The following is a 19,586-nucleotide window of genomic DNA, read 5'->3' as shown; positions in this document are numbered from 1 at the left end:
CGTGTCCGACGGACGGCTGGCCGGCATCGGGATCAACGAGTACACCACAAAGGCCCATCGGCCGCTCGCCCACGCGGTGAGCGATGTCGAAGCCCTCTCCGAACTGCTGAACGAGACCTTCGAGGGGCAGATACTCAAGAACCCCACCGAAACGGACCTGCGGACCTTCCTGAAGTCCCTCAAACGCTCACTGGACGGTGGCCCCCTGGTCGTCGTCTGGAGCGGCCACGGCGTTCCCTCCGCCGCCGGACTGCGGCTGCCCGCGACCGACAGCGGCGCGGACGCCGACGACGGACTGGGCGTCGCCGACGTCGTCGGCCCGTGCGCCCTGTCCGGCGCGAACCAGTTGCTGTTCGTGTTCGACACCTGCTTCGCGGGTGAGGCCATCCCCGCGGGCGACCTGGCCACGCAGATCATGCGGGCCACCCAGGACGCACGACAGGTCTGGGTGGGGGTCGTCACCTCGTGTCTGACACTGGAGACCGCCCGAGACGGGCTGTTCGGCGAGCGGCTGCGAAAGGTCCTGCGCTCCGGCCCGGATCTTCCCGAACTGCGGGTGCGCTGGTCCGTCCACAACAAGTACGTCCGCGGCGACGACGTCTGCGACGCCGTGCTCAAGGAGTGGGACAGCGCGGCGCAGTCACCGGACTTCCAGTCCAGGGGCAACGCCTGGTGGATGTTCGCCAACCCGCTCTACCGGCCCGGCGCCCCCGAGCAGGTGGTCGAGCACCTGCTGCGGGCGGCACGCAGCGGGGCACCGCTGAACGAGCAAACGTGGTTCACGGGCCGTACGGCGGAGGTGAACCAGGTCGTCGCCTGGGTGCGCGACCGGCAACCCGGACTGTATGTCGTCACCGGGTCGGCCGGAACCGGGAAGTCGGCGATCGTGGGCCGGGTCGTCAGCCTGTCCAACCCCGACGAGCGTGGGCGGCTGCTCGCGGACGGGCACACGTGGAGCCATGAGCTGCCGGAGGAGCGGTCGGTCTCGGCACACGTCCATGCCCGCGGGCTGACGGCTGACCTGGCGGCGGACGTGCTCGCCGGGCAACTGGTGCAGTGCGGACTGCTGACCCCGCAGGAAGCCCGACGCAACGCGAGCGAGCTGGTGGGCGAAGTGCAGCGGGCCGTCGAGGAGGGGGCACGGAGGCCCGTCCTCGTCGTGGACGGCCTGGACGAGGCCCGCGGCGAGGCATTCACCATCGCCGACGACCTGCTGACACGGCTGTCCCGGTACGCCACGGTGATCGTGTCCACGCGGGAGATGCAACGGGGCGAGGGACAGCTCCCGTTGGTCGCGGCCCTGACGCCGGAGGGCCCGGGCATCGACCTGGACGAGGAGGCCGTACGGCGACAGGGCCAGGAGGACCTCGCGGAGTACGTGCGGTTACGGCTGCGGGGTGTGGACGCCCGAATGGACGCCGATGCCATCGCGGCGCATCTCTTCGGCGCGGACGCCGACGACACCACTCAGCACACCTTCCTGCTGGCCAGGCTGGTGTCCGACCAGTTGGTCGCCGCTCCTGTGGACACGTCGGCGGAGCGGTGGACGGAGGAGGTCAGCCACTCGGTGGAGGAGGCCCTGGACATCGATCTGGCGACGGTGTCCGTGCCGGGGCATCGCGCAGCGGACGGTGAGGGGTCGCCGGTCGCCCTCGCGCGCAGCCTTCTGCGCGCGCTGACATGGGGGTACGGCGCCGGCTTCCCGGAAGCGGAGTGGCTCGCGGTCGCGAACGCCGAGGCGCCCGAGGGGGTCGAGGTCACCCGGGAGGACATCGGCTGGGTGCTGGACCAGTTGGGGCGGCACATCATCCAGGACGGGGAGGCGAACGTCGCCGTCTACCGGATGGCACACCAGAGCCTGGCCGACCACTTGCGCCCCCCGTACCGGGGGTCGGCGGAGGAGCCGTTCAACCCGGAGGCGTCGAAGGTCGCCGAGGCGATGGCGGGGCGGTATCGGACGCTGCTGGAGGCGGGAATTCCCGCTGACGAGCCGCACTATCTGTGGCTGTACGCCTGGCGGCATGCGGCGGAGGCGGGGCCGGCAGGGGTCGAACTCCTGTCGTCGCTGGTGGAGGAGAGCGTCGAGCTGCTGCCGGATCTGGGGCTGGCGGACTCGCTGGTCAGCGATCGGTTCGGGTACTGGGGGCGGTGGCAGGACGCCCTGCCGGTCGCATTGCACGCCGTCCAGCTGTATCAAGCCCTGGCCGAACAGAATGCCTTCTACCTGTCGGACCTCGCCGACGCCCTCGACAGCCTCGGCGTCTGCTTTGGCAGCCTCGGACGACACCTCGAGGCGCTTCCGCCCGCCGAAGAAGCCACCACGCTCTACCGCAACCTCGCCGAACAAAACCCCGCCCACCTCTCCAGCCTCGCCAGCAGCCTCAACAACCTAGGCATCCGCTACAGCAACCTCGGACAACATGCCGAAGCCCTGCCGTTGGCGAAGGAGGCCGTGCGCCTGCGCCGCATGCTCGCCGACGAAAACCCCGTTCATCTCTCCAGCCTCGCCAGCAGCCTCAACAATCTCGGCATCCGCCACAGCGAACTCGGCCAGTATCGAGAGGCGCTCCCAGTCACCGAAGAAGCCACCGTCCTCTACCGGAGCCTCGCCAAGGAGAACCCCTCCCAGCTCCCAGATCTCGCCAGCTGCCTGAACAACCTCGGCGTCCGCTACAGCGAGCTCGGACAACATGCCAAAGCCCTTCCGCCCACCGAAGAAGCCGTACACCTACGCCGCATGCTCGCCGAGGAGAACCCGGCCTACATTCCCGACCTCGCCAGCGCCCTGAGCAACCTCGGCGCCCGCTCCAGCAACCTCGGCCAGTACGCCGAGGCACTCCCGCCCACTCAGGAGGCCATCGCCCTCCTCCGGACCGTCAGCCAAGAGAACCCGGCCTACCTCCCCAAGCTCGCGGGATCCCTCAACAACCTTGGCGTCTGCTACAGCAACCTCGGCCGGTATGCCGAGGCACTCCCGCCGACCGAGGAAGCCGTGCACCTGCGCCGCGCCCTCGCCGAGGAGAACCCGGCCTATATTCCCGACCTCGCCAGCGCCCTCAACAATCTCGGCATCCGCTACGGCGAGCTCGGACAGCACGTCAAAGCCCTCACACCAACCGAAGAAGCCGTACACCTGCGCCGCGCCCTCGCCAACGAAAACCGCGTTCATCTCTCGAGCCTCGCCAGCAGCCTCAGCAACCTCGGCATCCACTACAGCGACCTGGGCAGGTATGTCGAGGCCCTGCCACCCGCCGAAGAGGCCACCGCCCTCTACCGCAGCCTCACCGAACAAAGCCCTGCCCACCTCGCCGACCTCGCTGGAGTCCTGAGCAACCTCAGCGTTCGCTACAGCGACCTGGGCCGGTACGCCGAGGCCCTGCCGCCCGCCGAAGAGGCCACCGCCCTCTACCGCAGCCTCGCCGAGGAGAACCCCTCCCATCTCCCTGACCTCGCCAGCAGCCTCAACAACCTAAGCATCAGCTATAGCGACCTCGGACAACACGCCCAAGCTCTCCCACCCACCGAAGAAGCCGTACACCTGCGCCGCAAACTCGCCGACGAAAACCCCACCCACTTCCCTAGCCTCGCCTACCTCGCCAACAGCCTGGACAACCTCGGCCACTGCTATAGCGACCTCGGACAACACGCCCAAGCTCTCCCACCCACCGAAGAAGCCGTACACCTACACCGCAAACTCGCCGACGAAAACCCCACCCACCTGCCCCACCTCGCCAGTAGCCTCAACAAGCTCAGCGCCCTCTACGCCACACTAGGGCGCTCCGCCGATGACATCTGGGCGGACATACTGGACGGAGCCCCTGCAAGCCATACCGCGATGCTGCTGCTGGCCCGGGCAACCACCGCGCCAGCCGGCGACCCGCAAGCGATCGAATGGCTCGTGACTTGCGACCGCCTGAGCGCTTCCCTCCCCCAGCCCAGGCGCGCCACGCTGCACACGGAGGTCCGCCGACACCGAGCCGTCGCCCCCGCGGCATTCGACGACGCCTGGTCACGGTTGACGGGCGCGAAGCCACCCCGCTGGTCCACGCTGGACAGCGAGCTGCTGCATGGGGTCATGGCATGGATCGAAACCGAGACGTACGAAGCGGAGCGCGATCACCTCGCCGCGCATCCCGAGATCCTCGCGCCTGAGACTGACGCCGCTGTGGACGAGGTCCTGCTCGGCATCAATGAGGAGGAGGCACAGCGCTACCGAGCCTTGCGCCTGAACGCCCGCGCCCACGGTGCCGAGGCCGCGTACCGCCCCCTGCTCCACGGAATCCTCCTGAGAGAGTTCGCCCGGGCCGCCCCGGCGACGCAGCGCGACCTGCTCGCCGAGCGACGCAACGACCTGCTGGGCGAAACCGTCCAGGAAACACTCTCCGAGCTGCTCGACGCCTCCGACCCCGATGCACCGCCGACCGAGTACAACCAAGCGGCCGCCCTCCTGCACCTGGCGTCCCTCGAAGCACACGAGCCGGCTCTGGACGCCCTGGCCGACTGGTCGCGGTTCCCTGCCCTCCTCGGCGCCCTGGCCCGAGACTTCGACCCGTCCGCCCTCGCAGCAACGGCATACCTGGCACGCCTCACTGCGGATAACGCCGCCCAAGCTGCCACGGCCGAGTTCTACCTTGCTGTCTCGGCAGTCATCGAGGACAACGCCGAAGCCGCATCAGAACTCATCGCCTCGGCCCACGCCTACACCCCCGACGCAGCCCCCACCTGGATCAACGACCTCGCCGAAATCGCCCGCCACCACCAGGCCGTACTCCCCCTCATCCCCACCCTCACCACCCTCATGACCACGCCGAAGGACGCGGAGGACGAATCAGATGCCACCGACTGACCTGATCGTCGTCCTCCCCGGCATAACCGGCAGCACCCTTCGCAGCCCCGACGGCCTCGTCTGGTCCCCCACCGCAGGCGCGGTCCTCACCGCGATCAAGACGCTGGGCGCCTCCCTCACCCGCCTCCGGCTCCCGGAGGGCTTGGGCGACGAGCATCCCGGTGACGGTGTGGAACCCGTCGACCTGGCCCAGGACGTGCATGTGATCCCCGGCGTCTGGACCCCGGTCAAGGGCTACGACATCCTCCTGGACCGCCTCCGCGCTCTCGGCTACCGCGACTGCACCGCCGAGCCCGACCCTGAGGCGCCCCCGGGCAACCTCCTCCCCGTCCCCTACGACTGGCGCCTGTCCAACCGCTACAACGGCCGTCGCCTCGTCGGCATCGTGGAACCGGCCCTCGCCCGCTGGCGCGCCCAGGGCGGTCGGTACGCCGACGCCCGGCTCGTCTTCGTCTGCCACTCGATGGGTGGCCTGGTGGCCCGCTGGTACGTCGAGCACTGCGGCGGCGCGGAGCACACCCGCAAGCTCATCACCTTCGGCACCCCGTACCGCGGCGCGGTCCAGGCGCTGGGCCAGCTCCTCAACGGAGTGCGCAAGGGGATCGGGCCGCTGTCCGTGGACCTGACCGAGTTCGCCCGGAGCATGCCGTCGCTGCATCAGCTGCTGCCGGAGTACGCCTGCATCGAGCACGCCGGCACCCTCGCCAAGACCACGGAGATCGACATACCGGGCGTGGACCGGAAGCAGGCCGCCGACGCCATGCGCTTCCACGACCGGCTGCGCGAGGCCGAGGCCGCCCGCCCCGCCTCGCTCACCACGACCCACGCGATCGTCGGCACCCAGCAGAACACCCCGACCACCGCCACCCTCACCCCCGGCGGCGGTGTCACCCTCCACCCCGTCTACACCGCCGAGAACCTCTTCGGCGACGGCACCGTCCCGATCGTCGGGGCCTGCCGCGCCGACGTCCCCATGGACAGCAACCTCCTGCGCCGCGTCCCCGACCGGCACGGCAACATCCACCGCAACGCGGCCGCGCTCGACGAGCTGGAGGGCATCCTCACCGCCAGCCCCGTCGTCGTACGGGCCCCCGAGACCAGCGGCTTTCGGCTCGACGTGCCCGAACTCGTCATCGCCGGGGAGAAATTGACCGTACGGCTGGCCACGGCCGACGGTTCGCGGGCCGCGGTGCGCCTGGTCGTCGGCGACTTGCGCCGGCCGGAGCAGGCACGGGTTGTCACGGCCGGTTCCGAGCCCGTCGAGGCGGTCTTCGAGGACCTGCCCCCGGGTGCCCACGCCGTGACCGCCGTGAGCGCCGCGCCCGGTGCGCGGCTCTCCCCGGTGAGCGCGGACACCCTGGTCTGGACGTAGCCGCGCCTCAGCCCGCCTTGGTGGCACCCTCGATCAGCCGGCGCAGGCCTTCCGTCAGCCGGTCCGCGTCGGGGGCGGTGTTCGGGTCGAACGTCCACTGGGCGATGATGCCGGTCATCAGGGTGACGAGGAACTGGCCGAGGGTGTCCGCGGTCTCGTCGCTGACGTCCTCCTCCGCGCCGCCCATCAGCAGCGGGACGAGGCCGCGCCCGGCCTCCCGCTGCGCCTGCGCCAGGAGGTCGCGCACCTCGGGCATCTGATCACCCATCACGACGATCTCCATGCTCAGGTGCCAGATCGAACCGGGCTCCCGCATGGTCGCGATGATGTTGGACCACACGTCCCGGAACCGTTCGAGGGAGCCGGGCTCGCCCCGCAGCTCGCCGCCGCCGTCGAAAGCGTCGCCCATCCCCTCGACGAGCGAGACGTACGCCTGCGCGAGGAGCGCGTCCTTCGAGCCGTAGTGGTAGCCGATGGACGCCAGGTTCGTCCCCGACTCCTTGACGATGTCCCGCGCCGTCGTGCGCGCGAACCCCTTGGCGAGCAGGCAGCGCTTGGCGCCTTCGAGCAGATCTTCGCGGTGTCCCATGCGGTCAGCGTAGCGCCCGATCTATACGACCGTACTAGACAAGCGTATAAGACGTCCGTACAGTCGCCGCCATGACAACGAACCCCCAGCCCACCCCACCCCGCGCCGGCCGTCGTGAATGGACCGCCCTCGGCGTGCTGATGCTCCCGCTGCTGCTGGTCTCGATGGACGTCTCCGTCCTGTACTTCGCGATCCCGGCGATCAGCGCCGACCTCGCCCCGACCGGCACCCAGCAGCTGTGGATCTTCGACATCTACGCGTTCGTGCTGGCGGGGCTCCTGATGACGATGGGCTCGCTCGGCGACCGCGTCGGGCGGCGCAGGCTGCTGCTGATCGGCGCCGCCGCCTTCGGCGCCGCCTCGCTCGCGGCGGCGTACGCGGACAGTGCCGAGACGCTGATCGCGGCCCGCGCGGTGCTCGGCATCGGTGGGGCGACCCTGATGCCGTCGACGCTCGGCCTGATCCGCACGATGTTCACCGACCCCGGCCGGCGGGCGAAGGCGATCGCGCTGTGGTCGGGCGTGATGACGGCCGGCGTCGCCCTCGGCTCGGTGCTGAGCGGCGTGCTGGTGGAGTTCTTCTGGTGGGGCTCCGTGTTCCTGATCAACCTGCCCGCGATGGCACTGCTGCTGGTGCTGGGCCCGGTCCTGCTCCCGGAGGCCCGCGACCCGGAGCCCGGCCGCTACGACTGGCCGAGCGTGCCGCTGTCGCTGGCCGCCGTCCTCCCCGTGATCTACGGCCTGAAGGAGATCCCCTCGGAAGGCTGGAACGTCCGCTACGTCGTCGCGATCACCGTCGGCCTGCTCTTCGCGGCCCTGTTCGTGCACCGGCAGCGCACCGCCGCGCACCCGATGATCTCCCCGGCGCTGTTCCGGGGCCACGGCTTCGGCCCCGCCGTGGCTCTCAACCTGCTCTCCGCCTTCGGGATGATGGGCTCGGCGTTCTTCACCACGCAGTATCTGCAGTCGGTGCTCGGCAAGAGCGCGATGGAGGCCGCCCTGTGGGCGCTGCTCCCCTCGGTGCCGATCGGTTTCGCGGCGCCCTTCGCGACGGGGCTCGTCCAGCGGGGCGTGCCGCGTGGCCGGGTGGTCACGGCGGGCTTCGCGGTCGCCGCGAGCGGGTACGCGCTGCTGGCCCTCGCCGACACGGACGCGCTGGTGCTGGTGCTGACCGCGTGCGGGGTGCTGGCCTGCGGGATCGTGATGGTGATGTCGCAGATGACGGACCTGGCCCTCGGCGCCGCCCCGGTCGAACGCGCCGGTTCCGCCTCGTCCCTGCTGGAGACCGGCACGGAGTTCGGCGGCGCCCTGGGGATGGCGGTGCTCGGCTCGATCGGCACGGCGGTGTACCGGCGTGGCATCCCGTCGTCGGCCCCGGACGCGGCCCACGAGACGCTGGGCGGGGCGCTGGCGGTCGCCGGGCGGCTGCCGGGGCGCGCGGGAGACGCCCTGGCGGCCGCCGCTCGCGAGGCGTTCACCGACGGCATGCGGGCGGCGGGGATCGCGGGGGCGGTCCTGCTGGCCGCGGGGGCGGTCCTGGCGGCTGTCACGCTGCGGCCGGGCGCAGGTGGCACAGAGGCAAGCACAGGCGGCACGCAAAAGCGCCGGACGGGCGAAATCAGCCCGTCCGGCGCTTGAGGACGAGGCCCGTTCAGGGCCGAAGCGGGGCCCGGGGGCGGCAGCCCCCGGGGGACGGTCACCTCAGACCAGGTTGACCGACCGCGCCGACGTCGCGCCGATCTCCGCCGCCACCTCGGCCAGCACCGCGGCCGGCACGGTGTCGTCGACGGTCAGCACGGCCAGCGCCTCGCCGCCCACGGCGGCCCGGGCCACCTGCATGCCCGCGATGTTGATGCCCGCCTCGCCGATGACCCGGCCGACGGTGCCGACGACGCCCGGACGGTCCTCGTACTTCAGCACGACCATGTGGTCGGCGAGCGCGAGGTCCACGTCGTAGTCGCCGACGGCGACGATCTTCTGGAGGTGCTTCGGGCCGGCCAGCGTGCCGGACACCGACACCTCCTCGCCGCCCGACAGGGTGCCGCGCACGGTGACCACGTTGCGGTGGTCCGGCGACTCGGAGCTGGTGGTCAGCCGCACCTCGACGCCGCGCTCCTGCGCGAACAGCGGGGCGTTGACGTAGGACACCGTCTCGTCGACGACGTCCTCGAAGACGCCCTTGAGCGCGGACAGCTCCAGCACCTTCACGTCGTGCTGGGTGATCTCGCCGTACACCTCGACGTCGAGGCGGACCGCGACCTCGCCGGCGAGCGCGGTGAAGATCCGGCCCAGGCGCTCGGCGAGCGGCAGACCCGGCTTGACGTCCTCGGCGATGACGCCGCCCTGGACGTTCACCGCGTCCGGGACCAGCTCACCGGCGAGCGCGAGGCGGACGGACTTGGCGACGGCGATACCGGCCTTCTCCTGCGCCTCGTCGGTGGAGGCGCCCAGGTGCGGCGTGGCGACGACCTGGTCGAACTCGAACAGCGGGGAGTCCGTGCAGGGCTCCTTCGCGTACACGTCGAGACCGGCACCGGCGACCCGGCCCTCCTTGAGGGCGGAGTACAGCGCCTCCTCGTCGACGATCCCGCCGCGCGCGGCGTTGACGATCCGCACGCTCGGCTTGACCTTGCGCAGCGCCTCGTCGCCGATCAGACCGACCGTCTCCGGGGTCTTGGGCAGGTGGACGGTGATGAAGTCGGAGACCTCGAGCAGCTCGTCCAGCGACAGCACCTTCACGCCCATCTGGGCGGCCCGCGCGGGCTGCACGTAGGGGTCGTAGGCGACGACCTTCATGCCGAAGGCGGACATGCGCTGCGCGACGAGCGCGCCGATGCGGCCGAGGCCGACGACGCCGAGGGTCTTCTCGGCCAGCTCGACACCGGTGTACTTGCTGCGCTTCCACTCGCCGTTCTTCAGCGCGGCGTTGGCCTGCGGGATGTTGCGGGCGGTGGCGAGGATCAGACCGCAGGCCAGCTCGGCGGCGGTCACGATGTTGGAGGTGGGGGCGTTGACGACCATCACGCCGGCCTTGGTGGCGGCGGAGACGTCCACGTTGTCCAGGCCGACGCCGGCTCGCGCGACGACCTTCAGCTTGTTCGCGGCGGCGATCGCCTCGGCGTCCACCTTGGTGGCGGAGCGGATCAGGATGGCGTCGACGTCGGCGATGGCCGGCAGCAGCTCTGCCCGGTCCGCGCCGTTGCAGTGCCGGATCTCGAAGTCCGGACCGAGCGCGTCCACGGTGGCGGGCGACAGCTCTTCAGCGATGAGTACGACAGGTTTCGAGCTCACGTGAGTCCTCACAAGTCCAATGCGTGCGGACGGCCGTCCCGACGGCCGCAGGCGGAGGAGGGGCTTAGCCGCGTGGAAGACGCACGACGCTGTGGGCCTGACGCGTATGTTGTGCAGAAGTGTAGTGGCGTGGCGGAGGGCGTCTTGCGCCTCTGCGGAAGGATCACCCGTCCGTGGCTGGACGGGATGGACAACGCCTTCTTCTTCGACGTTACCCCTGGTTCGCCGAAGGGGCTGTCGTCGGCGACGACAGCCCCTCGGATGAGGCTTACGCCTCCTCGTTCACCCAGCTCATGAGCTTGCGCAGCTCCTTGCCGGTGGTCTCCAGCAGGTGCTCGGCGTCCTGCTGCTTGTACTCGTTGTACTTCTTCAGACCGCCGTGGTACTCGTCCATCCAGGTCTGGGCGAAGGTGCCGTCCTGGATCTCGGCGAGGACCTTCTTCATCTCGGCCTTGGTGGCGTCGGTGATGATCCGCGGGCCGGTGACGTAGTCGCCCCACTCGGCGGTCTCGGAGATCGACCAGCGCATCTTCTCCAGGCCGCCCTCGTACATGAGGTCCACGATCAGCTTCAGCTCGTGCAGGCACTCGAAGTAGGCGATCTCCGGCTGGTAGCCCGCCTCGGTCAGCGTCTCGAAGCCGGCCTTCACCAGGGCGGCGGTGCCACCGCAGAGGACGGCCTGCTCGCCGAACAGGTCGGTCTCGGTCTCCTCGGTGAAGGTCGTCTTGATGACACCGGCGCGGGTGCCGCCGATGCCCTTGGCGTACGACAGGGCGAGCGCGAAGGCGTTGCCGGTGGCGTCCTGCTCGACGGCGGCGATGCAGGGAACGCCGCGGCCCTCCTCGTACTGGCGGCGGACCAGGTGGCCCGGGCCCTTCGGGGCGACCATGCAGACGTCGACGCCGGCCGGGGGCTTGATGAAGCCGAAGCGGATGTTGAAGCCGTGACCGAAGAACAGCGCGTCGCCGTCCTTCAGGTTCGGGGCGATGTGCTCCTCGTAGACCTGGGCCTGGATCGGGTCCGGGACGAGGATCATGATGACGTCGGCCTCGGCGGCGGCCTCGGACGGCGTCACCACGCGCAGGCCCTGCTCCTCGGCCTTGGCCTTGGACTTGGAGCCCTCGTGCAGACCGACGCGGACGTCGACACCCGAGTCACGCAGCGACAGGGCGTGGGCGTGGCCCTGGCTGCCGTAACCGATGACCGCGACCTTGCGGCCCTGGATGATGGACAGGTCGGCGTCGGCGTCGTAGAACAGCTCGGCCACTTTGGGTTCTCTCCTTGTGTGCAGGTGTTGCGTCCCACCGTATGACGGCGGGGGGAGGGGAAGTTCGGGGGTCTCGGTATACGGGCGGTCGCTCGACCGCCCGTGGAGCGGATCAGGCGCTTCGGTCGAGGGCGCGCAGCGAGCGGTCCGTGATGGAGCGCGCGCCGCGGCCGATCGCGATGGTGCCGGACTGGACCAGCTCCTTGATGCCGAACGGCTCCAGCATCTTCAGCATGGCCTCCAGCTTGTCGCTGGAGCCGGTGGCCTCGATGGTGACGGCCTCCGGGGAGACGTCGACCGTCTTGGCGCGGAACAGCTGAACGATCTCCACGATCTGGGAGCGCGTCTCGTTGTCGGCGCGCACCTTCACCAGAACGAGTTCCCGCTGAACGGCCGAACCGGGCTCCAGCTCGACGATCTTGAGCACGTTGACCAGCTTGTTGAGCTGCTTGGTCACCTGCTCCAGCGGCAGGTCCTCGACGTTCACCACGATGGTGATGCGGGAGATGTCGGGGTGCTCGGTGACACCGACGGCGAGCGAGTCGATGTTGAAGCCGCGGCGGGAGAACAGGGCGGCGATCCTGGCCAGGATGCCGGGCGTGTTCTCCACCAGGACGGAGAGCGTGTGCTTGGACATGGTCTGCTTCCTTTACCTACGGCTCTCAGTCGTCTTCGTTGTCGCCGAAGTCGGGGCGGACGTCCCGGGCGGCCATGATCTCGTCGTTGGAGGTGCCGGCGGCGACCATCGGCCACACCATCGCGTCCTCGTGGACGATGAAGTCGATGACGACCGGACGGTCGTTGATCGAGTTCGCCTCCTCGATGACCTTGTCGAGGTCGGCCGGGTCCTCGCAGCGGATCGCGTAGCAGCCCATGGCCTCCGACAGCTTCACGAAGTCGGGGATGCGGGTGCCCTGGCCGGGCGCCTTGCCGTCGTGGTCCGGGCCGGAGTGCAGGACGGTGTTGGAGTACCGCTGGTTGTAGAACAGGGTCTGCCACTGGCGGACCATCCCGAGGGCGCCGTTGTTGATGATGGCGACCTTGATCGGGATGTTGTTCAGGGCGCAGGTGGTGAGCTCCTGATTGGTCATCTGGAAGCAGCCGTCGCCGTCGATCGCCCAGACCGCCTTGTCCGGCGCTCCGGCCTTGGCGCCCATGGCGGCCGGGACCGCGTAGCCCATGGTTCCGGCGCCGCCGGAGTTCAGCCAGGTGGCGGGCTTCTCGTACTGGATGAAGTGCGCGGCCCACATCTGGTGCTGGCCGACGCCCGCCGCGAAGATCGTGCCCTCCGGGGCGAGCCGGCCGATGCGCTCGATGACCTGCTGCGGGGAGAGCGAGCCGTCCTCGGGCTGGTCGTAGCCGAGCGGGTAGGTGTCGCGCCAGCGGCTCAGGTCCTTCCACCAGGCGGAGTAGTCGCCCTGGTGGCCCTCGCTGTGCTCCTTCTGGACGGCCTGGATGAGGTCGGCGATGACCTCGCGGGCGTCACCGACGATCGGCACGTCGGCGGCGCGGTTCTTGCCGATCTCGGCGGGGTCGATGTCGGCGTGGACGATCTTGGCGTACGGGGCGAAGCTGTCCAGCTTGCCGGTGACGCGGTCGTCGAAGCGGGCGCCGAGGGCGACGATCAGGTCGGCCTTCTGCAGCGCGGTGACGGCGGTGACCGCACCGTGCATGCCCGGCATTCCCACGTGCAGCGGGTGGCTGTCGGGGAACGCGCCGAGCGCCATCAGGGTGGTGGTGACGGGCGCTCCGGTGAGTTCGGCGAGGACCTTCAGCTCGGCGGTGGCCTTCGCCTTGAGGACGCCGCCGCCGACGTAGAGCACCGGCCGCTTGGCGGCGGTGATCAGCTTGGCGGCCTCGCGGATCTGCTTGGCGTGCGGCTTGGTGACGGGCCGGTAGCCGGGCAGGTCCATGGTGGGCGGCCAGGAGAAGGTGGTCTTCGCCTGGAGCGCGTCCTTGGAGATGTCGACCAGGACCGGGCCGGGGCGGCCGGTGGAGGCGATGTGGAACGCCTGCGCGATCACCCGCGGGATGTCCTCGGCCTTGGTGACCAGGAAGTTGTGCTTGGTGATCGGCATGGTGATGCCGACGATGTCCGCCTCCTGGAAGGCGTCCGTGCCGATCGCCGAGGAGGCGACCTGGCCGGTGATCGCGACCAGCGGCACGGAGTCCATGTGCGCGTCGGCGATCGGGGTGACCAGGTTGGTGGCGCCGGGGCCGGAGGTCGCCATGCAGACGCCGACGCGGCCGGTGGCCTGGGCGTAACCGGTGGCGGCGTGGCCGGCGCCCTGCTCGTGGCGGACCAGGACGTGCCGCACCTTGGTGGAGTCCATCAGCGGGTCGTACGCCGGAAGGATGGCGCCGCCGGGAATACCGAATACCGTGTCGGCGCCGACCTCCTCGAGAGAGCGGATGAGGGACTGCGCACCCGTGACGTGCTCGGGGGCGGACTGCTGTCCTCCGGATCGGGGCCGCGGCTGCGGATGGGCCCCGGTGGCCTGCTCGGTCATCGGCATTCTCTTCTCGATGCTGAGGGTTTTTGCGAGTTTTGTGCGGTGTACGACTGCTGTACGACAGGTGCCTGTGCAACAAAAAACCCCTCGTGCCGAAAGGCAAGCGAGGGGAGCGCGCCGGTGAGGTCGCTGGGGTTTCCGGATCTCCTCCGGTGGGTCCCAGCTCAGCCGACGCGCTGTCCAAGTACGAGAATTCGGGTGCGCATGGCACTGACCCTCCCCCCGGCACGCACCCACTGTCAAGTAGGTGGGACGGGAGTCTCATTATGTGAGCGGAGGGCCGTCCCGCCTCCGAAGACGGCGGTCACGCCACCCGTGTACACCCCCGCACCGCCGCCCGCCAGAGCGGGTTCGGCCGGTCCGTGCGGCACCGGAAAGTGGCCGGATCCGAGCGCCCGGCGCAGCCGGTACTCGTCCAGCGGACCGGCGAAGGCCATGCCCTGCCCGTGCGTGCAGCCCATCGAGCGCAGCGCGACGACCTGCTCGGGCAGATCCACGCCCTCGGCCACCGACTTCAGCCCGAGGTCCCCGGCGATCCGCAGCAGCCCACTGGTGATCTTGTGCAGCCGCGCGGACTCGACGACGCCCTCGACCAGGCCGCGGTCGAGCTTCAGCACGTCCAGCGGGAGCCGCCGAAGCGCGGTGACGGCCGGGCAGCCGGTGCCGAAGCCGTCCAGCGCGATCCGCACGCCGAGCCGCCTGAGACCGCTCAGCCGGCGCTCCAGCTCGTCCAGCGGGATCCGCTGATCGATGTCCGACAGCTCGATGACCAACGATCCCGACGGCAGTCCGTGGCGGGTGAGCAGCGCCTCGACCGAGCCCACGGGCATCGAGCGGTCCAGCAGCCTGCGGGCGGTCATCCGCACCGACACCGGCACGGTGAGCCCGCTCGCGGCGCGCTCGGCGGCCTGCTCGACGGCCTCCTGGATCATCCAGCGGTCCAGCTCGGCGGTCTTGTCGCTGTCCTCGGCCACCCGCAGGAACTCGGCCGGCGTGAACAGCACCCCCTGCGAGGACCGCCAGCGCGCCTGTGCGGTGACCGACGAGATCCGGCCGTCCGCCAGCCGCGCCACCGGCTGGTGCAGCAGCGTGAACTCACCGTCGTGCAGCGCGGCCCGCAGCCGGGTGGCCAGCTCCGCCTTGCGTACGACGTCCTGCTGCATCTGCGGCTTGTACAGCTCGACCCGGCCCTTGCCGGCCGACTTGGCCCGGTACATCGCCAGGTCGGCGTTGCGCAGCAGCTCGCCCGCGCCGAGGCCGGGCTCGGCGAAGGCGACCCCGATGGAGGCGGCGACCCGGACGTCGTTGCCGTCGATGACGTACGGCTGCGAAAGCTTCACCCTGAGGCGGTCGGCGAGCTCCAGGATGTTGCGTTCACGGGCGGCGCGGTCACGGGTGCCGTCGCCGACGATCAGGGCCGCGAACTCGTCGCCGCCCAGCCGGGAGGCGGTGTCGCCCTGACGGACGGCCTCCTGGAGTCTGCGGGCGGCCTGCACGAGGAGTTCGTCCCCGGCCTGGTGCCCGATGGTGTCGTTGACGGCCTTGAAGCCGTCCAGGTCGATGAAGAGCACGGCCGTGCCCCGCAGGGCGCCCCGGTCGGAGGCGCGGCGGCCGGACAGGGCCTGCTGGACGCGCTTGGTGAACAGCGCCCGGTTGGGCAGGTCGGTGAGCGGGTCGTGCTCGGCGTTGTGCTGCAACTGCGCCTGCAGGCGAACGCGCTCGGTCACGTCCCGGCTGTTGAAGATCAGGCCGCCGTGGTGCCGGTTGACGGTCGACTCGACGTTCAGCCAGCCGCCCTCCCCGGACCGGAAACGGCACTCGATGCGGGTCGTGGGTTCCTCCAGGGGACTGGCGGCGAGGAAGCGGCGCACCTCGTGCACCACGCAGCCCAGGTCCTCCGGATGGATGAGATCGGCCAGTTCGGAGCCCACCAGGTCCTCGGCGGGACGTCCGTAGACCCCGGCGGCGGCCGGGGAGACGTACCGCAGGATGCCGTTGGGCGCGGCGATCATGATGACGTCGCTGGAGCCCTGCACCAGGGAGCGGAAGTGGTTCTCCTTCTGCGCCAGCTCCTGGGTGAGGGTGATGTTGTCGAGCAGCATGATCCCCTGGCGCACCACCAGCGCGAGCACCACGGTGCCGCCGGTGAGCAGCACCACGCGGTCGACGCTGCGGCCGTTGAGCACGTTGTAGAGGATGCCCAATGTGCACACGGCGGCGGCGAGGTACGGCGTGAGGGCGGCCAGCGAGCCGGTGAGCGGGCGGGTGGCCGCGTAGCGGCTGTGCTCGCCCGGCGGCACCGGTCCGTTCGGGTGGTGGACCGGGCCGCGGTGGCCGGGCACGTGCTCGTGCACCACGCGGGTGTGCTGCTCCTCGCCCTGCCGGGGCGCCACCCAGGGGGCGTACGCCAGGAGCAGCGAGCCGGCGAACCAGCCCGCGTCCAGCAGCTGGCCCGAGCGGTAGCTGTGGTGCAGCAGCGGCGAGGTGAACAGCGCGTCGCACATCACCGTCAGGGCGAGCGCCCCGATGGCGGTGTTGACGGCGGAGCGGTGCGTGCCGGTGCGCCGGAAGTGCAGCGCGAGCACCATGCTGACCAGGGCGATGTCGAGCAGCGGGTAGGCGAGCGACAGCGCGGTGTGGGCCACGCCGGGTCCGCCGCCCTTGGCCGCCTGCGCCAGCGCCAGGCTCCACGACAGGGTGAGCAGCGAGCCGCCGATCAGCCAGGCGTCCAGCGCCAGGCAGACCCAGCCCGCCTTCGTCACCGGCCGCTTGGCGAGGACCAGCAGGCCCACGATGGCGGGCGGCGCGAAGCACAGGAAGAACAGATCGGCGTAGGAGGGGCTGGGCACGGGCCGCCCCAGGACGACCTCGTACCAGCCCCAGACCAGGTTGCCCATCGCCGCCATCGCGGAGGACAGCGCGAACAGCAGCCAGGCGGGCCGGAAGCGGACCCGGCGGCTGCGGGCGTAGGCGAGGCAGGACACCGCTGCGGCGCCGGCCGCCGCGGCCAGCCCGAAGTCCCCCATGATCAGGGCGAGTTGGGCCGAGCCCCAGCCGAACGCGGAACCGACGGCGTAGGCCGCGCACAGCAGCGCCAGCAGCAGCTGGTGGACCGGCCGCGGTCCGCGGCGCGCGGCGGGCGGCCCCGGCCGCAGCGCACCCGGGGCGCGCTGGGCCCGCAGACGCCTGTCGAGGGTGGTGGGGGCCGAGGGCGCGTTCACCGGTCCCTCCCGGTCCGCGGCGCCGAGCCCGCGTCCCGCGGGTCCCGCTGGGCCGGATAGGCGTGCCGCCTGCGGCTGCCGTACCGGCGGTGGTGAGGACTGTGGTTGTGGTTGCCGTGGTGGCCGCCATGACCGGCGTGGTGGCCGCGTCTGCGCGTGGCCGTGCGCCAGGGTCGCCGCCGGCGGCCCCGCCGAGTCGGATCGTTGGTCCATAGGCCGTGCATCGCCCGTCGCCCCCCTCGCAGTCTGAAATGTCCATCCCCGGCGCCGAACGGTGGCGGCGCAACCCCTGTCGGGACGATACACCAGTATCGTCACTCAGGGACATAGGTTCTCTACGCTCCGTGACCACCAGCGGGAACGCGGGTACGGACCGCATCCGTGAGATCGCGGAGGGTGCCCGAATCGGATTACACGACTGCCGTCCCCGGATCACCGGTCCCGTCGGGGCCCGTCGTAAGGATCACGTTGCGCAGCGGCCGCCGGTTCACGAAACGGCTCAACTGGTCCACCAGGAGCCGCTTGGCGCGGGGCAGGAACGCGGACGTGGGTCCGCCGACATGCGGGCTGATCAGCACGCCCGGCGCCCGCCACAGGGGGTGGTTCGGCGGCAGCGGCTCGGGGTCCGTGACGTCGAGGGCCGCGGTGATCCGGCCGCCCTCCAGCTCGCCGAGCAGCGCCTTCGTGTCGACGACGGGGCCGCGGGCCACGTTCACCAGCAGCGCTCCGTCCTTCATCCGCGCGAGGAACTCGGCGTCGACGAGGCCCCGTGTGGCGTCGGTCAGCGGGGTGGACAGCACGACGACGTCCGCGTCCGGGAGCAGGGCGGGCAGGTCGGTGAGCGGATGCACGGGCCCGCGCGCCGTGGTGCGCCCTGAGCGCGCGACGCGCGCCACCCGCGCCACCTCGAAGGGTTCGAGCCGGTCCTCGATGGCTGATCCGATCGAGCCGTAGCCCACGATGAGGACGTTCTTGTCGGCCAGCGCGGGCCGGAACCCGCCACGCCACTCACCCCGGTCCTGGGCCCGCACGAAGTCGGGGATCCCCCGCAGGGAGGCCAGGATCAGCGTCAGGGTCAGCTCGGCGGTGCTCGCCTCGTGCACCCCGCGCGCGTTGCAGAGCCGCACCCCCGCGCGGATCCGGTCCAGCGCCGGCTCCACGTGGTCGATGCCGGCGGACAGCGTCTGCACCACCTCCAGGGAGGTCATCTCGGGCAGGGGACGCTGCCCCAGTCCGGCGGGCTTCATGTAGGGGACGACGTAGAAGACGCAGTCCGCGGGGTCCGAGGGAAAGGTTTCGGCACCGTTCCAGAAGCGGTACGCCGGGCCCTCCGGAAGCCCCTCGATCTCCTCCGGCGGGATGGGCAGCCACACGTCAGCAGTCATGGTCAGGAGGCTATGTCAGGGGCCCGTGGGCGCAGAGGTTAGGTTGGGGGCCGCAAGAGGGAGGGTCACGACCAGGTGGAGCGCAGGACGATCGGCGCGGCGGCACTCGCGGTGGGGGCAGTCGGACTCGGGTGCATGCCGATGAGCTGGGCGTACAGCACGTCCAGGCAGCGGGGCGACGAATCGGTCAGGGCGGTGCACCGGGCGCTGGATCTGGGCGCGACGCTGCTGGACACCGCCGACATGTACGGCCCCTTCACCAACGAGCTGCTGGTGGGCCGGGTGCTCAAGGAGCGGCGGGCCGAGGCCTTCGTCTCGACCAAGGTGGGGCTGCTGGTGGGCGAGCAGCACATCGTGGCCAACGGCCGCCCCGGCTATGTGAAGCGGGCGTGCGACGCGTCGCTGCGGCGGCTCCAGACGGACGTGATCGACCTCTACCAGCTGCACCGCGCCGACCCCGAGGTGCCGGTCGAGGAGACCTGGGGCGCGATGGCGGAACTCGTCCAGGCCGGGAAGGTACGGGCGTTGGGCTTCTGCGCGGTGGGGGCGCGGGGCGGACGCCGGTCCGGGAACCGCCTGTACGACGCGACCGTCCGCCAGCTCCAGCGGATCCAGCAGGTGTTCCCGATAAGCGCCGTGGAGGCGGAGCTGTCGGTGTGGTCGCCGGAGGCCCTGTACACCCTGCTCCCCTGGTGCGAGACCCGCGGCATCGGCTTCCTCGCCGCGATGCCGCTCGGCAACGGTTTCCTCACCGGCACGCTGACCCCCGGCGAGGGCTTCGAACCGGACGACATGCGCGCCCGCCACCCCCGCTTCACCGCCGAGATGATGGCCGCCAACCAGCCCATAGTGGTCGGCCTGCGCCGCGTCGCCGCCCGGCACGGTGCCGAGGTCACCCCCGCCCAGGTCGCCCTGGCCTGGACCCTCGCCCAGGGCCGCCACGTCGTCCCGGTCCCCGGCACCAAGCGGGAACGCTGGGCCGGCGAGAACGCGGCCGCCGCGGAGCTGCGGCTGACCCCGCAGGACCTCGCGGAGATCGCGGGACTGCCGAGAGCCCAGGGTTCCTGGGACTGAGGGCGGACGGGCGGTTCGGGTCCCGGCGA

At 70.8% G+C, this 19,586-nt stretch carries 11 protein-coding genes; 4 read left to right on the top strand and 7 right to left on the bottom strand.

Annotated features, from left to right (window positions below; all coding sequences use genetic code 11):
• Position 1 precedes the first annotated feature (1 nt).
• Entirely contained in the window at positions 2-4,846 is a 4,845-nt protein-coding gene (locus AMK31_RS15430; protein WP_073941088.1) for a tetratricopeptide repeat protein, read from the top strand.
• Complete coding sequence (locus AMK31_RS15425) at positions 4,833-6,218, top strand: esterase/lipase family protein (protein ID WP_073941087.1); 1,386 nt, start codon at positions 4,833-4,835, stop codon at positions 6,216-6,218. The genes AMK31_RS15430 and AMK31_RS15425 overlap by 14 nt, the downstream gene beginning before the upstream one ends.
• 7 nt (positions 6,219-6,225) lie before the next feature.
• Here the strand turns inward: AMK31_RS15425 and AMK31_RS15420 are convergent, their stop codons facing one another.
• Positions 6,226-6,807: a TetR/AcrR family transcriptional regulator gene (locus AMK31_RS15420; RefSeq protein ID WP_073941086.1), complete on the bottom strand. Its 582-nt coding sequence runs from the start codon at positions 6,805-6,807 to the stop codon at positions 6,226-6,228.
• 71 nt (positions 6,808-6,878) lie between these two features.
• Between AMK31_RS15420 and AMK31_RS15415 the strand changes: the two genes are divergently transcribed.
• On the top strand, positions 6,879-8,444 hold the full coding sequence (locus AMK31_RS15415) for an MFS transporter (protein ID WP_079186839.1): 1,566 nt from the start codon (positions 6,879-6,881) through the stop codon (positions 8,442-8,444).
• A 63-nt stretch (positions 8,445-8,507) separates the two neighbouring features.
• Here the strand turns inward: AMK31_RS15415 and serA are convergent, their stop codons facing one another.
• The 6 genes from serA to AMK31_RS15380 all read right to left on the bottom strand — a co-directional run bounded on the left by serA (position 8,508) and on the right by AMK31_RS15380 (position 18,483).
• Positions 8,508-10,097, bottom strand: a complete 1,590-nt coding sequence (serA, locus tag AMK31_RS15410) for a phosphoglycerate dehydrogenase (RefSeq protein WP_073941085.1) — start codon at positions 10,095-10,097, stop codon at positions 8,508-8,510.
• Positions 10,098-10,365: 268 nt separating this feature from the next.
• The gene (ilvC, locus tag AMK31_RS15405) at positions 10,366-11,364 is read right to left on the bottom strand and encodes a ketol-acid reductoisomerase (protein WP_073941084.1); all 999 of its coding nucleotides are present in this window, start codon (positions 11,362-11,364) and stop codon (positions 10,366-10,368) included.
• Between the two features lie 112 nt (positions 11,365-11,476).
• The gene (ilvN, locus tag AMK31_RS15400) at positions 11,477-12,001 is read right to left on the bottom strand and encodes an acetolactate synthase small subunit (protein ID WP_003997672.1); all 525 of its coding nucleotides are present in this window, start codon (positions 11,999-12,001) and stop codon (positions 11,477-11,479) included.
• Between the two features lie 25 nt (positions 12,002-12,026).
• Positions 12,027-13,880 carry an acetolactate synthase large subunit gene (locus AMK31_RS15395; protein WP_073941083.1) on the bottom strand — a complete coding sequence of 618 codons (1,854 nt, stop codon included), beginning with the start codon at positions 13,878-13,880 and terminating at the stop codon, positions 12,027-12,029.
• 236 nt (positions 13,881-14,116) lie between these two features.
• Positions 14,117-17,311 carry a putative bifunctional diguanylate cyclase/phosphodiesterase gene (locus AMK31_RS15390; RefSeq protein WP_107468615.1) on the bottom strand — a complete coding sequence of 1,065 codons (3,195 nt, stop codon included), beginning with the start codon at positions 17,309-17,311 and terminating at the stop codon, positions 14,117-14,119.
• 197 nt (positions 17,312-17,508) lie between these two features.
• Positions 17,509-18,483 carry a 2-hydroxyacid dehydrogenase gene (locus tag AMK31_RS15380; RefSeq protein ID WP_073941081.1) on the bottom strand — a complete coding sequence of 325 codons (975 nt, stop codon included), beginning with the start codon at positions 18,481-18,483 and terminating at the stop codon, positions 17,509-17,511.
• Between the two features lie 75 nt (positions 18,484-18,558).
• Here AMK31_RS15380 and AMK31_RS15375 point away from each other — a divergent pair, with 75 nt between their 5' ends.
• Positions 18,559-19,557 carry an aldo/keto reductase gene (locus AMK31_RS15375; protein ID WP_073941080.1) on the top strand — a complete coding sequence of 333 codons (999 nt, stop codon included), beginning with the start codon at positions 18,559-18,561 and terminating at the stop codon, positions 19,555-19,557.
• Positions 19,558-19,586 lie beyond the last annotated feature (29 nt).

The organism is Streptomyces sp. TSRI0107 (genome assembly GCF_001905845.1).
Lineage (GTDB): Bacteria > Actinomycetota > Actinomycetes > Streptomycetales > Streptomycetaceae > Streptomyces.
Note: the sequence above shows the minus strand (reverse complement) of the source record. Positions and strands in the feature narration are given on the sequence as shown.

Coding starts and splice junctions, on each gene's coding strand:
- AMK31_RS15425 (WP_073941087.1), top strand. CDS start 4,833: ATGCCACCGACTGACCTGATCGTCGTCCTCCCCGGCATAACCGGCAGC.
- AMK31_RS15420 (WP_073941086.1), bottom strand. CDS start 6,807: ATGGGACACCGCGAAGATCTGCTCGAAGGCGCCAAGCGCTGCCTGCTC.
- AMK31_RS15415 (WP_079186839.1), top strand. CDS start 6,879: ATGACAACGAACCCCCAGCCCACCCCACCCCGCGCCGGCCGTCGTGAA.
- ilvN (WP_003997672.1), bottom strand. CDS start 12,001: ATGTCCAAGCACACGCTCTCCGTCCTGGTGGAGAACACGCCCGGCATC.
- AMK31_RS15395 (WP_073941083.1), bottom strand. CDS start 13,880: ATGCCGATGACCGAGCAGGCCACCGGGGCCCATCCGCAGCCGCGGCCC.
- AMK31_RS15390 (WP_107468615.1), bottom strand. CDS start 17,311: ATGGACCAACGATCCGACTCGGCGGGGCCGCCGGCGGCGACCCTGGCG.
- AMK31_RS15380 (WP_073941081.1), bottom strand. CDS start 18,483: ATGACTGCTGACGTGTGGCTGCCCATCCCGCCGGAGGAGATCGAGGGG.